The sequence below is a fragment of the Bacillus cereus group sp. Sample62 genome (genome assembly GCF_036851315.1).
GTDB lineage: Bacteria > Bacillota > Bacilli > Bacillales > Bacillaceae_G > Bacillus_A > Bacillus_A wiedmannii.
On the sequence record NZ_JAFLPK010000001.1, the window covers coordinates 956,464 to 973,243 of the forward strand.

Genomic DNA, 16,780 nt, shown 5'->3' on the forward strand with positions numbered 1-16,780 from the left:
ACGGGCAGTTGATTTCCCATATAACTTCTTTGTTCAACCGAATTTTCAGATGGGAATCTTACTGCCCGTTAATACGGGGTAGAAGAAGGAGGTGGAAAGATATGCTAGTCATAAGCGCGAACGAACAACGAAACTTAGTAAATATGAATGAAGTCATTGAATACGCGGCGCTTGCTTTACAAGAATTTTCCGCAGAAAGAACAATTACACCAATTCGTGGCTCATTACCATTTGCGAACGAGAAAAATACGGCATTAATTATGCCTTCAGTAGCGGAAGGGCTTGAGGCACTTGGCTTAAAAGTAGTAACAGTAGTCCCCGAGAACAAAAAGATAGGAAAGAAAACGATAAACGGGATTGTGATGCTATCAGACTTTCAAACGGGAGAACCGCTCGCACTTTTAGAAGGATCCTACTTAACGATGATCCGAACAGGCGCCTTATCAGGAGTAGCGACAAAACATTTAGCTCGTCATAACGCAAAAACTTTATGCATCATTGGGACAGGAGAACAGGCGAAGGGAATTGCTGAAGCTGTATTTGCGGTGAGAGATATTGAAAAAGTCATTTTATACAATCGAACAGAAGAAAAAGCGTATGCATTTGCGCAACATATACAAGAGAGATTCAATAAACCTGCATATGTTCACACAAATGCAAATGAAGCAATAAGCGAAGCAGACATTATTGTCACAACTACGAACGCATCCACACCAGTCTTCTCAGAAAAACTACAAAAAGGCGTCCACATAAACGCCGTTGGTTCATTCAGACCGAACATGCAAGAACTACCATCCCACGCCATCGCGGGCGCTAACAAAGTAGTAGTCGAATCAAAAGAAGCAGCATTAGAAGAGACAGGGGATCTTCAAGTTCCGATACAGGAAGGTTTATTCAAAGCAAGTGACATTCACGCTGAACTTGGTCAAATTATAAGCGGAGAAAAAGCAGGCCGCGAAAGCGATGAAGAGATTACTGTTTTTAAATCGGTTGGTTTGGCGGTAGTGGATATTATTGTTGCGAAGTATTTGTATGAGAAGGCGGTGGAGCGTGGGGTGGGGAATAGGATTGAGTTTTGAGAGAGGCTGCCTTTTGGTGGTCTTTTTTGTTTATAATGCGCTTTTGCATCTCAAATGTAATGCAAAAGCTAGTGTTAAAGGGCATTTGCAAGCAGTTGTTGAACTCCTTCGCAAGGGAGAGCCCGAATGATAAGAAAGCAGCCGACTTTTATATAAAGAGTCGACTGTTTTTCTGTTTATTTAATACTTTAAGGATACACATCTTAAAGAATATAAGATAATTATGTTCAGAATGCCTTGGTAATTGATTAGAGAAATGAGTTTGGAAAATAGATTAATTTTAGTTAGAGAAGAAGAACTTAGAAAAACATCTAATCATATTATTAGTTTGAATGAAAAAATTAATATATCTTAGTATTTGGTTCTATTGGAGTTGTCTTTGTTTGTCCCTTATTTCCCAATTGGAGAATAAGGGACAAAGTTTTATGAAGGAGTAAATTTAGACACCAAGTATGCAGCTTTTTTACCATTCCCGCCATTCTTCTGTTATATCTTCTTCGGATTCTAAGCCAGCTATTCGTGCAGCTGCATCGATAAATTCATAGAGATCTTCTCTTTCCATTGTTTCGATAAAATGGTCATGTTCGATATTTAGTTCATTTATTTTAATAACTACCTCTTTAACAACTTGCATTACTTCGACTTCGGTTGGGTTCTCCCCTAATTGCTGCAAATTGTTAATGTAAGTGTCAAGAACCGTATTTGTTGCACTTATATTTTCTTCGGTGAAAAATTCCCCATCTTCATCATACTCAACCCATGAGGTTGTTGGTTTGGTTTTTTTCAATTCATCAAATGTCATGATAACCTCCTAAATGTTTTTTTTGACTTTAATTTCATTCTACATTTTCGATCATATATAACAATCATTTTAGAGGGTTTTTTTGTAGGTTGCTAGTTTCTGCGGAATTTGTCGGTAAGTCGATATGTTGTGCTGAAACGTTGATATATTCGGAGTTGTGATTGATATAATTGGATAATCGTTGATATGTTTTTTTGGATTGTTGTATTCATTGGCATTTTAAGAATATTACAGGTTAACTATATTGTTTTATCTAGAAAAAGAGTATAATCATATTGCTGGAATTATTATGAAATAAATGTCGTGCAATGTTAAAAAAATATTAGAAACGGACAAAAGTTGTCCACCTTCTTATGGTAAAGTAATCGTATAACTTAGTGGAAGAATAAGGATAGATTCTGTAGCTGAAATATCTAGTTTTGAATAGTTCTATATTACGTTTTTAATAAGGGATGGTGGGGAATTTGAATGAACGTGAGAAAAAAGCAATAAGACTTTTATCTTTATATGATCGTCTATGTAAGGGGAACGTGTTACTAAAGAAAGAAGAGATAGACAATTTTGGAGTTCATCCAAAAACAATTAAAAGGGATCTAGAAGAGATAGAGTTGTATTTAGAAATGAATTCGGGTAATTCATTGCAATTGGAACAGGACGATAAAAAACAACAAGTTCATTTGTCGCGAAGTAGTGATCTATGGCTTAGCAAAGAAGAAATCCTATCGTTAGGAAAAGTTTTACTAGAAACAAGGGCTTTTTCGAAGGATGAAATGAATACGTTACTTGATAAAATTATGAATCAATCAGCACCGAAAGATCGTGATTTTATTAAGGATGTTATGAGAAATGAGCGTCATCACTATGAACCATTACAACATCAAAGTTCTTTACTTCAAATGATATGGGACATTAGTGATGCGGTTAGAACGAAGAAGTTGTTGGAAATGGAATATAAAAAAGAAACGGCAACAGAAGCAACGAAAAGACAAGTAAAACCAGTAGGAATTCTATTTTCTGAGTATTATTTTTACTTAGCGGCTTTTCCGGTAGAACGTGACTTTGAATTCCCAACGATTTATAGGATGGATCGAATCGCAAACTATGAGATCCAAAAGGAACATTTTAAAGTTAACTATACAGATCGTTTTGAAGAAGGAGAATTTCGAAAGAAAATTCAATTTATGCATTCAGGGCCATTAATGGATCTTACATTCCGTTTTTCAGGCGCATCACTACAAGCTGTATTAGATCGTCTTCCAACTGCACGCGTCGTATCTCAAGATGACGATGGTGCCATCATTGAAGCGAAAGTATTTGGTAAGGGAATCAAAATGTGGTTACTGAGCCAAGGACCTTTTGTTGAGGTGTTGAAGCCAGTGGAATTTCGGGATGAGATGAGGGAGAGTTTGGGGGAGATGCTTGGGAAGTATGAATTATGTAGTAAATAGTGAAACTAGAAGATTTTAAGGAGGATGTTGTTATGTTTAATAAGAATTTACGTGAGGATGCTATTAGAAATTTGAAATCTGAGCAAGAGAGGTATGAGTTGCAAAATAAACAGCTAGTAGAGGATGCTGAAGAACTTTTTGGTATACGTATGCAATTCAAAAGGGTTATTGACGATGCATGGGAGTTTCTTAATAGCTTGCGTAATAAACCGACACAGTTAGATACTGAGTTAGAAGAAATTAAAATTCAAACAAATAAGTTTTTAGGTTTAATTGAGGGTGTAGAACAGGAAATCGAAAAGGCAAATTTAGCTACTGGTGGAACGGCAGCTACAGGTGTGGCTGCAGGAATTGGTGTAGCTGCATTCGGTCCTACTGCAGCAATGGCAATTGCGACCACATTTGGTACTGCATCAACAGGTACAGCTATAGCTTCTTTAAGTGGAGCGGCAGCGACCAATGCGGCATTGGCTTGGTTAGGTGGCGGTGCACTTGCTGTAGGTGGTGGAGGTACTGCTGCGGGCACAGCGGTACTAGGATTAGCTGGTCCAATTGGATGGGCGATTGGCGGTGGTGCGCTGGCTACTGCTGGATTAATTAAGAGCGGTAAAAATAAAAAGATTGCGGAAAAGGCAAATAGACAAGCAGTAGAGATACATAAGTATGTAAAAGTCATTGAAGGAACTAGGAAAGAAATTAAAGAAGTTATTTTACTTTCTTCTAAAAATATGGGGTTATTATCGGAGTTAGTACTAAAATGCCAAGGGTTTTCACATGACTATACTCGACTCTCGGTAGAAGAAAAACACAGATTAGGAGTATTAATTAATAATACAAAGGCTTCAGCAAAACTCCTTAATAGATCAATTGGTGCTAATAATAATTAATATGGAAGTTGATACGTATTAAATGAAATTTTCAGAGGGAAATATGGGGGTTCATCCAGTGGATATGAAGGTGTTGCTAGAGGGTGATTTACGAGAATTTGCAACAGTAGATGCTTATAAAGTTGAGCAAGGGCATATAGAGAAATTAGTTGAAGAATATAAAGGGGTAATGTTAACTACTATTATTAAACAATTTGGATTAGGTCCATATTTTGATAGCTTTAAGGATGGCGGAAATGTAACGACGTTGCATAATGCCCAGAATGATGTATTCTCAAATGAGGCAGATGCCGGGCGTTATAAAGAGTCCTTTAATCGGAAAAATTATGAGAAGGATTTTCCGCAAAAGCGAAAGAGAAAATTTCAAATGAGTGACTCTATATACGATGATTATACAGGGAAACAGCTATCAAAGGATGGAAGTACGCACCTTGATCATGTAGTATCGGCTAAATCAATACATAGTAATGATGAAGCGAGATTGTATATGAATGATGAAGAACGTAATAAGATGGCTACATCAGAAGAAAATTTAGCTTGGACGAATTCAAGTTTGAATCAATCAAAAAATGATAAAGATTTAGATGATTGGATGAATATGGAAAATAGAAAAAATCCTGATAAAACTAATGCTGAGCATTATGAAGTCAATCGTGACACTGCCAGTGAAAAGAATAAAGAAGCAAATAAACACGTTAGTGATACGGTAAAAAATGCAAAAGTTTCATATTATACAAAAAATGTTATATCGACAGGTGTAGATCAAGGTTATAATATGGGGAAAAAACAGGCTATAGGTTTGCTAATTTATGAATTTCAATTGGCGCTTATGGCGGAATTGAAAGGGTATTTCGAAAATTTCAAAGCGTATAAAACAATAAAAAATAAAATTGCAGAGTTTAAGAATGTATGCGGTAGAGTTAGTAAAAGAGTATTATCAAAGGCTAAAGATATATTGGTGGCATTCGGAGAGGGCTTTATTGGCGGATTTATCGCTAATATAGTGACGATATTTATTAATACGTTTGCCACAACAGCAAAGAATATTGCTAGAATATTGAATGATGGTTTACATGCTTTAATTAATGCCTTTAAATTGTTAGTTGCACCTCCAAAAGGAATGTCGACGAAAGAGGCCGTGGTTGAAGCGTCTAAAATCTTTACAACAGCTATAGTAGGTTCTGTAGGTGTTATTTTAACCGAGGCATTTTCTGTTTACTTAAAAACAACTCCTTTTTCCCCGTTTGCTGATTTAATAGCTGGTGTGTTTGGAGGAATACTGACTGGGATTGTTTCTGTGACACTTGTATATGTAATAGATAATTTTCAAAATATATTACGAGGTATTGGAGAGGCATTCCAATTAATAAAGTATCAGATAACGATGAGTGCAGAGAAGGTTAGAGATATATATCACCAAGCTATTTCAGGGGTGGAAGAAGAATATCGATTAATACTTAATCGAATTTATCAAGAATACGAAGAACTAAATCGTTTGCAGGATTTTGCGTTTGATTGTGGCTCATTGTCTAATGTTCAATTTGAAAATAGTATAAAATTAGCTAAAGCACATAGTGTGACGCATGAAGAGATTTTATTAACAGAGAGTGATATTGACGATTTTTTTATGAATTAAATAATGTATTAAATTGATGTTGGTGGAAGACATCGTAAATGAAGTTTGTTTGAAGTGAATAAGTATGTATTTTTGATAAAGGGATCACTTATTGCACCTATATTTAAGGGGATAAGAGATTCCTTTTCTATTGGTTTAGTTGAAAAAATATATATGACATAAATACTACCACATTACAAACTATAATTTACTTATAACAATTTATTAAAATGATTATTCAGGAGAATTGATTCACAAATTTATAAACGGCGGTGTTGGGAATGGATTATAATTTTGAGATTTTATCATTGCTAGATAATTCAATTGAGTTTGAGAAGTTACATAGTAAGTTTAATCGTTTTAACCCTTTTAAAATATTGAAGGTAGATAAATTTGAGATTAGACATTCTAATATGATTGCTTGGCTACTGGATCCTATGGAAAATCATCACTTAGGTTCTATGTTTGTAAATAAGATCCTTTCTAAAACGTTTGTAAAAGTGGAGAATGAGGAGTTAATTGGTCAATATAATTTTATTAAGTTACATAAGCAGTCCCTTCAAGATTTGGAAGTGTTCCGCGAAGTGCAAACGAAAAATAATAAACGAATTGATATTTTGGCAATATCAGAGGCGCAAAAGGTTGCTATTTTGATTGAAAATAAATATAAGTCATCTGAGTCAGATGGACAATTACAAAATTACATAAACTTTGTTAGTGAGAAATATGAAGGGTATACTATCATTTCAATATTTCTAAGTTTAGATGGTAGTGCTCCAAGTCATAAAGACTATTTCACTTTAGACTATGGGGATGTATTAAATATCTTGAAAGGGCAATTAGAAATTTATAGTGAGTATACGTCTAGTACGATAAAAGATTTTCTTTCCTACTATATTGATATATTAGAAGGAGAACTAGTTCGTGATGAGGAAGACATTGAACTAGCATTAACAGTGTATAAGAGCCATAAGGCCGCTGTTGATTTTTTATGTTTAAATGGTAACGGAAAAGTAGTTGGAAAGTTTGTGAATAAAGAGTTGTTAAGCGCTGTAAAGAAATTGAGTGTTGAAGAAAAAGAAGATCTTCGCAAAATTTATAAGAAGTATGCTGAAACGCTCCACTTTATACATGGAGCTGGAAATAGCGTTATGAGAGAGGCATTTTTACAATTTGTAGAGAAAAATCAAATGCCAGAAGATTGTTACCATGAACATATTCGCATTCCATCTTTCATTTTCGAAGAATGGAAACAGCTTGATGAGATTGTTGGTGTTCCTAATTATGAGTGGTGGCTAAACAATGCTCTTATAACTTGGTTTGAGAGAAAAGCAGATGGGCGCATGAAACTTATCGTTGAAGTTGGGCCATTGGAATACAAGCAGAGATTAAAGTTATTATGCAAGTTAGAGGAAAATGGAATTACTATTAAAGAAAAATCAAAAGAAGCTGGATCCATGTATACAAGAATTTATGCTGGATATGAAAATATAAGTGATTGGGCAGATCAAGATGAAATTCTCCGTGTGATGAATGATATGTATAACAATGCTGATTTTAATCAAGTGGTGGCGGCTATAGGCGATACTATAAAAGGGCTTGTATACGGAGAAGAAGATTCTTCTTCTGAAATTGTTGCGGTAGAGAGTAGTCAAACAGACGCGGATACTTTAGCTAATGCTTTTCAATTATTCGCCCATGAACAAAAGTTCCAAGAAGGTTTTTATAATATTCATCACCGATTACCATCATTTATTATGCCGGAGTTTCGCAAACTAGAAGAACAATTTGGAACACCGAAATGGAATTGGTGGTTAAATAACTGTGCAATTATGTGGTTTGAACGTTTGAAGGATAATAGATTGAAACTGACGCTAGAAATTGGACCACTAGAATCACAAAAGAGATTAGCACTATTAACAAGGATTGAAAGTAAAGGGAGAAAAATAAGCGCGGCAGCGAAAAGGCCAGAAGCGTCGTATACAAGGATTTACACAAATACAAGTAATATAAGTAATTGGTCGGATGAAGATGTTGTTATACAGGCTATGAACGAGTTATTTAATGATACGGACTGTCAAAATGTTATTCAAATGTTAACAGATATCGCTAAAGAGGAAGTTCATATTTAAAAAGCATTGCCAAGTGCAGAGGGATGTACTTGGCAATTGTTTTAATGTAATAAAGGAGATTAGTCATTAATGAAATTAGCAACAACACAGATACAACAATTTATATTAAAACAATTAGAGCGTTGTGAGTTGAAAGAACTAGATGTCGAGTTCGCAGTTCGAGGGTTGGATTTTGATCCAAACATGTTTATTCGTGCGGGAGAAAAAGGATTAGAAATAGGGTTTTATAGATTGGTATGGAATAGTCCTGTCGTACCAGATATGACACGGTTTACGCATCACATATTATTATGGGAACATCTAGAGGAATTAAGTGACAGTGAGAAAGCGGTGGAGATTAAAGAGAGTATTATTATTGTGGCTGATTTTAGAAAAAGGCGGTATCAGCAGTGTCAGTTTTGTGATACAAAGACTTTGCCAGAACATCTTGATAGGGATGGTGTATGTCAGGGGTGTGCTAGTGTGCATTTTGGGGTAATATATTGATTTTTTAGAAGTAATTATAGAAATAATTTAAAAGATAGTTCTATTCTTTTATACTTAAATGAGGATGGATGAATAGAAACGAGGAATTATATGAGTAAATTAAGTAACTGTCTATACATGATTGAGCTCCTGCATGCGAGAGGGAAAATGAGAATTAGTGAACTGGCAGAGTTATTAGAAGTGAAAGAGCGGATGGTCCGCATTTATCGTGATGATATTGAAATGGCAGGTATTAAAATTGAAACAACGAAAGGCAGATACGGTGGCTACTCCCTTTCAAATACATCGTTATTTCCTATTAAAAATATGTCTCAACAAGAGCTAGATGCGTTAACATTCTCTATTCAAAAACTAGTTTCAAAAGGTAATGACATTTATTCACGAGACGCACAAGTAGCATTAGATAAACTGAATGCCGTTCGGAAAGTGGAAACGAATAAAGAGCGTCATATTTATTTTGTGCAAAGATCGAAGCCAAACTATGCATTTTCGAATGAAAACCAAAAATATGTACGACTACAAGAAGCGTTATTTACAAGAAGTAAGGTGAAAATACAGTATGAGAAACGGTCTGGTGAAAGATCAGAACGAATTATCGATCCATACGGCTTTGTACACTACAATGAATTCTTTTATTGCCTAGCCCTGTGTAACGATAAAAAAGAAAAACGTATGTTTAAACTATCTCGAATGAAAGATATTAAAACTTTGTATGATACATATAAAATACCTGCTAATTTCGATATTAGGGAAGAATTTCCAAAATTCGGCATTATGAAAGAACCGTTAGAAGTAGAGTTACTAATCTATCCACCATTCGCCGTATCCGTACCAGAATCCATTTGGGGAGAGAATCAAAAAATAGAACATTATGATGATGGCAGTATCCTTTTCCGCGCGACGATGAGCGGGAAAGAGTCGGTTAAGAAGTGGATTTTGGGGATGGGTGCTTCGGTTAAGGTGTTGGAGCCCAGGGGCTTGAGGGAAGAGGTTGTTGAGGAGGGAAGGAAGTTGTTGGAGATGTATGGTTGATAATGTGTTTATTATCATATTAAAATATTGGTAAAATAAATTGTTATATTTTTGGAAGAATATACGGCTGAAAGTGACGCTATTAGTGCTGGTTTTAATGTTATAATCGAATAGAATGTAAAAGGATAGTAGATACATTTAATTACGATAATTATAGTTTTAGTCTATGGTCCTTGAAATTAGACTTTCCTTTATAAGTATATAAAGAATTAACAATTATATTTAAATAGAAAGGATAGAGTATATGAGCAACGAATTTTTATTTTCTTTTTTACAGCCGAAGTATAAGAAATTGGCTGATGTTGCAGAAGCGTTAGAAAAGCAGGTGTATAACGATGTTCCTTCTGCGTTATCAAAGGCGAGGCTTTTTGCGGAGAAGCTAGCAAAGTATGTAATGGAAATGGAAGATATTAATGTATATTACGAAATGAAGCACGTTGAAGTGATACATAAGTTGTATCGAGAAGGAATTTTAAATGAAGAAATGCATTTCCGATTTGAATGGATTCGCAAGATGGGGAATAAAGCAGTTCATGAAGCGAATTTCGGAAGTGTAGAAGATGCATTAAAAGCTCATAAACTTACATATGACTTGGCAGTTTGGTTCATGGAATTATACGAAGATGTTAATTTTAAGGCGCCGGCATATGCAAGCCCGAAAGCTATTGTAGAGCAGACGGTTAATACAGATGATATTAAACAAACTGTAGCAGAAACAGTGGAGAAAAGCCTAGAAAAAACACTTGAAGCGAAGTTCCGTGAAATGCAGGAGACATTACTCAAGTTAACACAGGTACAACAAAAAGAGAAAGAAGTCATACAAGTTGTAACTGAGCAAAAAGAACAAGAGCCGATGGTTGAAGAAGAGATACCTGTAAAGGAAGCAGAACAGGAGCCGGTGGTTGAGGAAAAGGTGCCTGTAAAGGAAGAAGAACAAGAGCCGGTTATGAAAGAAAAAACGCCTGAAAAAGCAGAAACAGCTGATACGGAAATTTTAGAAGAAGACTTTGATTTAATGAGCTATTTGCAAAGTCATGATATAGAAATCATTGATAAACGTTCTGCTGGAGGATCTCTTTGGTTAATTGGTGGTTGGGAATTAAAAGAGCTATTAGATCCATTAAAGCCACGTGAAATTTATTTCCGTTACACAGCTAAAGGTGGTCGCGTGACAAAGCGTAAGCCAGCTTGGTTTTTAATGGGGAATCATAGTGATGGTCCTAAGAAAAAGGAAAGTGTTCCTAAAAAGGAAGTAGAAGAACCGGAGCAAGTGGATGTGCCGAAAGAAATTGAGCAAGAAAAAGAAAAAGAAAAAGAAGTCGTGCAACAAGTAGTAGAAAAAAGAGAAGTGAATGATCAGCAGTTGATAGTTCCTTCTCGATTATTTGAATTGCGTATGAATGAATATGAAGGGAGCCCAGTTTATACATTTGGTGAACATTTTCATTTAGACACTTTTGGAGAGATAAAAGAAGATCATTTACGTGATTGGTATCGAATAGATAAACAAGCTTTTTATGATTTAGCAGTTCAGTTATGGTTTTTAGGTTGTGAGTATCAAGGGAATTTAGCGAAGCTTGTAAACTTGCCTCATGAACAAGAACGAGTATTAATAGAAATTAATGCTACACAAAATGAAGCATTAAGCGAGAAGCTTCCACAACACTTAACAGAGTTATTTGCTAAATTTGGTGTACGAAACATAAAGCAATTACATGGACTGCCAGTGTTTGCAGTTCGCTGGCTTACAGCTGAAGCATTTGATGAATTCTTAGGATGTTTAAAGCAGGAGGAGTCTGGTGCAGATGACGACAGTCCCAGTAGTGGCGTAGAAGAGAATATACAGAACGAAATCGAAGAAGATTTGCAAAATGAGGCTGGAATTGTGGTTTGTTTAGGAACAGAATGCCTAACCATCCCTATTGATATGAAAGATACAATTATTACAACTGAATTAATTACAGGTTGTAATAATTTTATAAGTCAATTAAAGAGTAAATTTGGTGTCCATACGATAGGAGAGCTTTCGAAAGACCTACTTCCATTAAGAGAAGGAATGCAAGGGGTTGGCCCTAAAGTAATTGAAAAATTCTTTAAGCAACTTGGGCAGCTCGGGAAACTTGAAGAAGTAGAAGTAATCGTTGAACCGAAGGGAACACAAGGAGAAGAAGTACTATTAAAAGGAGAGCGAGTAGCGATTCCGTCTTCTTTACAGGAAGAATCTTTAGAGTACGGTGATTATTTAAGTTGTCCATCGCTTATAGAAAAATTGCATGAAGCTGGTATTCGTCAGTATAAACAACTTCCTCTTGATTTACAGGAGCTGAGAAAGTTTCAAGGTGTTGGCGAGTCAGCTGTGAAGAGATTCTTACAGCACCTAAAAGAAAAAGTAGAAGTTGCTGAGAAGAGGGAACAGGAAGAAAGTTTTTACGCGACTATGACGCCAGAAGAGAGAGTACAGTACGAAACAGATCAGTTAAAAGAAATGCTGCAAGAAATGATAGAAACAGGAAGCATTCATACTAAGCTGAAGATAAATGAGAAAGCTCTTGCGATTATGCGTGAACGGTATGAAGGAACATTAAATGGAAAGCGCCCAACATTAGAAGAAACAGCGCAAAATCATGATGTAACGCGTGAAAGAATCCGACAAATCGTTAAAAATTCAGTTGGAAGGATTAGAATGAAAGCGGAAGTATGGTTTCAATTATTCCAAAATAGATTAGAAGCTAGCAGAAACTTTATGGGAAATGACATTCTTTCCGGGAACACTTTTTGTGAGTACTTAATTTTAGAAATGCTAGAGTTAGAGGATATATACCTTTGTTTTGATAATCAATTTTTCACTACGTTAACGAAAGCTGAGTTACAAGATTTTGATAGACAAATTTCTAATATTTTCTCTGAACGATTAAAAGGGAAATTGTTAGAAGAAGAGCAATATGAGGAAATGATAGAGAATGTTGCAGTGGAATTAGGGGTGTCTCCTTTTATTGTCAGGAATACTTGTAATGAAATGATGCGCCAGACAGATCAAAATCAATATGTATTAGCAAAAGCGAAGAAGATTGATGTAGCTGAGATTGTATTGAGACAGTTTCCGAGTGGTGCTGAAGTGTATAAAGAGTATGAGATGCTAAATGAGAAGGCGAATGAAATAATGCCGAATTCATTCTATGGAGAAAGAGATTTTCCTGCTATTTGTACGAGAGATGAAGCTTCAGACACGATTTATTTATGGGGCAGAGGTATTTATATTCACAGTAGCTTCGTTAAGCCGAATATAGAATTAATCGAGGTAATTGCAAAAGAAGCAGCTGACAAATTAGAGAAGAAACCGGTTATTACAGTTACATACTTGTTTGATCAATATGAAGACGTACTACTAGAAAATAATGTTCCAACAGAATATGCGTTGTACACATTATTAAGACATTATGGTTCTAACTATATTGCATTGCCAAAGTTCCCGAAAATTATTCAAATAGGGGACACAGGAAGTATAAGAAATGCAGATTTACTTCGAGATTTCATTAGAAGTAAAGGGCATGAAGTGAGCACGAAAGAATTAAGAGATGAGTTTATGGTAAATCGTGGTTGGAAGCCATTTACGGTGGACTTCACTTTATCTAGTACACAAGATATTATTCAGAGTAATTATGGAGAATACACATTACTAGAATTTTATGAGCAAATGCCAGTTCATATATTTGATCCGATCATAAAGCGCATAAATGAAAAATTAGAAGAAATTCCGCAGTTTCAAATTAATGGCATATTTAAAGAGTTTGAATCATACTGCATTGCAAATGGCATTCATACAAATTACTTACTCTATTATTTACTTCGTTCTAAGTGTGTAGAGCATTTTATGCTGCCGCGTTACCCACACATCGTGAAAATTGGAAGTGAGTTAGAAACTGCTAGTATTAGAACTTTAGTAGAAGATTATATTCTAGAGCAAGGATACGAGGTTTCAAGAGAAGAGGTAATGGATTGGCTTGTCAATGAACTAGGTGCCCGTGAAAACGCTCTGGATATTACACTACAGCTCTCTGATCGAATTTTTTACTACACGAGAGGCCAGTATGCTGAGTATGTACACGAAATGACAATTGGATGGAATGTAGAAAAGCAACTTATGTTAAAAAATGCGGTATTAGATGTATTAGCGAGAGAACAGCAAATAAATGATAAAAACTTTATATTGGTAGAACAATGTCTATCTGAAAATCTTCCAGAATTAGATGGAGGTTTATCTTGGACAGTTGATTTATTCGTAGATTGTTTAAAACGAGATGAAGAGTTTATTTTACTAGGTTCAAGGGGAATAATTATCGTACCTCGTACAAGCTCTATTCAATCAGAGACAGATTTTATCCAATATGTATTAGCAAAAGAATTTGGTGGATCAGCGAAAATGCGCGATGTAAAGAAAAAGCTAATGCAATACGGATTCTCAGCGGATGGAGAGTTGCTATTTGAGACAGAAACGTTACTAGCCGAAGGAAAAGCTCCTTTCGTTCAAATAGGTGATGAGCTTATCTCTAAGCACTTAGTGGAGGTGTAAAAGTTGCAGCAGGACTTAAAAGAAAAAATTGAACCGTATTTACAAAAAGAAGAAGAGATAACGAAAAAAATTGTGCTGAAGACGGTAGAGTTAGTGAGTACGCGTAAAAAATTATCTACACAAGCTTTAGTGAAAAAGTTAGATAGAGATATTGATAGTTTAATATAAGTGTGACATACAGGAGGTGTAAAGCATGCTAATTCAAAAAATCACCTTTCATCATTTTAGACAGTTTTACGACACGCAAAGCATTACGTTTGCAGGAGTAGATAATGAAGGGCTTGTTACAGTCATTTTAGGTGAAAACGGTCGCGGTAAAACAGGTATTTACCGCGGTCTTCTCTTCGGTTTATATGGAGATATGTATTTAGATCAAGATGCTGATGGAAAAGACGATATTGTTTTAACGAATACAAAAGCATTGCAAGAAGATTATGATGGTGAGAAAAAAGGTGTTACTTGTACAGTAACGATTGATTTTCTTCATAATCAAAATGAATTTTCTATTAGTCGTTCCATATTTGCGGTGCAAAATGATAAAGGTGAAAAAATTGAGCGATTACATGCTGCTGAATTAAAGAATGTAACGAACGGAAGTATTATTACAGATAAAGAAGAAATTCAGCAATTTGTAAATGAAATATTAGATGAGCGTGTAAAAAACTATTTCTTCTTTGACGGAGAACGTATCGAGCGCCTTACAAGAGCGTCAGAACAGCAACGTAAAGAAATCGCAAAAGGTATAAAAAACTTATTGAAAATTGATGATTTGCTTAAATCACAAGAAGTGTTACAAGCTCTTGATAAACAAGTGCTAAAAGAATTACAAAAACATTCTTCTGGTGATTATCAAAAGAAGTTAAAAGAAAAACTAGAAAATGATGAAGCGAAAGAAAAGGCTAAGCTAGAACTAGAAACAACTGGCGTACAGTTAGATAAAGCTGAACAACGTTTGGATCATCTTACTACGCAATTAGAACAATTCCAGGAAGAAGCACAGAAAATTAAAGAATTAAAACAACAAGAAGAACTTCTTCAAACGAAGCAACTCGAACAGCGAGCTGCGATGCAACATTTAGTCGGTTTTAACAACACGTTATCTTTATTATTAGCGAAAGATATTCTTCATTCTGTTAAAACAAAGCTAGAGATCGTACTCGATTATCAAACAGAAAAAATGGATATCGGTTTAGAGTTCATTCAAAACTTACTAAGCGATTTAAAATGTATGTGTGGTACTGCTCTGCAAGAAGGCTCTAAAGAGTATGAATCCATTATGAGACTAGAGAAAGTCGCAATTCGTAACGTTGAAAAGAAAGCCTTTTATGAACTACTAACAAACGTTATACAATTAATCGGTTTCCTTGAAGATAAAGAAAACGACTTAAAATATAAACTTGATGAAGTGAGTAAAAAAGAGTACGAATTAGAAACGATTCGCCAACAAGTTGAAAGCTTAAATAAACAACTGTCAGATACAGGTATTGAAGATTTAGCTACTTTAAATAAAGAGCGAAATGATGTACACAAACAACAAGTACAGTTAGATGTGCATATGAAACAATTGCGCGAAAGCATAGAAGAGCTTGAACGTAAAGAAGAGCAATTAGAACTAGCTCTGCGCGATCTAAAAGTGAAAAGTGGCGTACACGCGAAGCTTGCTAAAAAGCAAGAAGAAACAGGGAAAGCTGTAAAAGCAATTAATCAAATGATAAAAGAATTTGAAAAGATTATTATTGCTGACTTAGAAAAAGTAACAACAGATAATCTTCAGCAGCTATTAGATGATAGCGGGAATATGAATATTCAAGAAGTAAGAATTAAAAAGGATTATTCATTAGAAGTATTAAACAGCTACGGTCACTCTTTCCTAGCGAATATTTCACAAGGACAGCGACAAGTATTATCTTTAAGCTTTATTACCGCACTAGCACAAGTTGCAGGCGGACATGCTTCCTTAGAAATGCCGTTATTCATGGACACGCCGTTCGGTCGCTTATCTTCAAAACATGAACTGAACTTATTAAGCTTCTTACCAGAAGTATGTTCACAATGGATACTACTCGTAACAGATAGAGAATTCGGTGATCGCGAAAGAGCCATGTTCTTAGAAAAAGGATGCTGGGGCAAATATTACGAACTTCGCAGCGTCGAACCGAGCGTTACAAAAATTATCGAACATCCAATGTTCATCCCGCAACATTCATAAGAAGGAGGGAGTTATATGGAAGAAACTAAAACATCATTACGTGTCAAAGTACGCAAAGAGTACTTACCATTCTTTAAAGACTTACGAACAAAACATATATTTGAACAACACAGCTCCTTCTTCACACTATGTGCATGTGTAGGAGAACGACTAGGTAGAATAGATGAATCCTATAAAGGAATCGAATTATGCCAAGCCTACACATTCACAACATACGAAAAAACAATTTTACAATCACTCATCTACAACAAAACAAAACAACTAACAGAAGAAAGAGAAATGTTCGCTGAAGCAGAAAAATATGCAGATGCTGGATTTCGCTTTCTAATTGAAGGACCTTTCTCAAGCGTTGCGATCAAACTGGAGAGTGGGGAGTATTCCTTACATTCTGGTAGGGAGGAAGAACTGGAGAAGTTGATGGCGGGGTATGTTTTGGAGTTGGTTGAGGGGGTTCCGTTTTAGGAGGGACATTAGTCGTAATGAGGTTATTTTGTTATAGTAGTGGATAAATAACCTTGTT

12 protein-coding genes are annotated in these 16,780 nt (G+C 35.4%); 11 read left to right on the forward strand and 1 reads right to left on the reverse strand.

Annotation, left to right across the window (positions count from 1 at the left end):
- Positions 1 to 101 precede the first annotated feature (101 nt).
- A complete protein-coding gene (locus J0835_RS04835; RefSeq protein ID WP_087979607.1) occupies positions 102 to 1,079 on the forward strand; it encodes an ornithine cyclodeaminase family protein in 978 nt (325 codons plus the stop codon).
- A 463-nt stretch (positions 1,080 to 1,542) separates the two neighbouring features.
- Here J0835_RS04835 and J0835_RS04840 read toward each other — a convergent pair whose 3' ends face one another.
- Positions 1,543 to 1,881 (reverse strand): hypothetical protein, encoded by a 339-nt coding sequence (locus tag J0835_RS04840; RefSeq protein WP_087979608.1) that lies wholly within the window; start codon positions 1,879 to 1,881, stop codon positions 1,543 to 1,545.
- 452 nt (positions 1,882 to 2,333) lie between these two features.
- Here J0835_RS04840 and J0835_RS04845 point away from each other — a divergent pair, with 452 nt between their 5' ends.
- The 10 genes from J0835_RS04845 to J0835_RS04890 all read left to right on the forward strand — a co-directional run bounded on the left by J0835_RS04845 (position 2,334) and on the right by J0835_RS04890 (position 16,722).
- On the forward strand, positions 2,334 to 3,329 hold the full coding sequence (locus tag J0835_RS04845; protein ID WP_087979609.1) for a helix-turn-helix transcriptional regulator: 996 nt from the start codon (positions 2,334 to 2,336) through the stop codon (positions 3,327 to 3,329).
- Positions 3,330 to 3,361: 32 nt separating this feature from the next.
- A complete protein-coding gene (locus tag J0835_RS04850; RefSeq protein WP_087979610.1) occupies positions 3,362 to 4,216 on the forward strand; it encodes a DNA polymerase III subunit gamma/tau in 855 nt (284 codons plus the stop codon).
- 64 nt (positions 4,217 to 4,280) lie between these two features.
- Entirely contained in the window at positions 4,281 to 5,852 is a 1,572-nt protein-coding gene (locus J0835_RS04855) for a hypothetical protein (protein ID WP_242250114.1), read from the forward strand.
- Positions 5,853 to 6,112: 260 nt separating this feature from the next.
- A complete protein-coding gene (locus J0835_RS04860) occupies positions 6,113 to 7,963 on the forward strand; it encodes a PDDEXK-like family protein (protein ID WP_087979694.1) in 1,851 nt (616 codons plus the stop codon).
- A 69-nt stretch (positions 7,964 to 8,032) separates the two neighbouring features.
- Positions 8,033 to 8,449, forward strand: a complete 417-nt coding sequence (locus J0835_RS04865; protein ID WP_087979612.1) for a hypothetical protein — start codon at positions 8,033 to 8,035, stop codon at positions 8,447 to 8,449.
- 90 nt (positions 8,450 to 8,539) lie between these two features.
- Positions 8,540 to 9,481 (forward strand): helix-turn-helix transcriptional regulator, encoded by a 942-nt coding sequence (locus J0835_RS04870; protein WP_087979613.1) that lies wholly within the window; start codon positions 8,540 to 8,542, stop codon positions 9,479 to 9,481.
- 244 nt (positions 9,482 to 9,725) lie between these two features.
- Positions 9,726 to 14,051, forward strand: coding sequence for a sigma factor-like helix-turn-helix DNA-binding protein (locus J0835_RS04875; RefSeq protein ID WP_087979614.1), 4,326 nt, complete (start codon positions 9,726 to 9,728; stop codon positions 14,049 to 14,051).
- 3 nt (positions 14,052 to 14,054) lie between these two features.
- On the forward strand, positions 14,055 to 14,219 hold the full coding sequence (locus tag J0835_RS04880) for a hypothetical protein (protein WP_176373319.1): 165 nt from the start codon (positions 14,055 to 14,057) through the stop codon (positions 14,217 to 14,219).
- A gap of 25 nt (positions 14,220 to 14,244) precedes the next feature.
- Positions 14,245 to 16,260: an AAA family ATPase gene (locus tag J0835_RS04885; RefSeq protein ID WP_087979615.1), complete on the forward strand. Its 2,016-nt coding sequence runs from the start codon at positions 14,245 to 14,247 to the stop codon at positions 16,258 to 16,260.
- Between the two features lie 15 nt (positions 16,261 to 16,275).
- Positions 16,276 to 16,722 carry a hypothetical protein gene (locus J0835_RS04890; protein WP_000393174.1) on the forward strand — a complete coding sequence of 149 codons (447 nt, stop codon included), beginning with the start codon at positions 16,276 to 16,278 and terminating at the stop codon, positions 16,720 to 16,722.
- Positions 16,723 to 16,780: the final 58 nt, after the last annotated feature.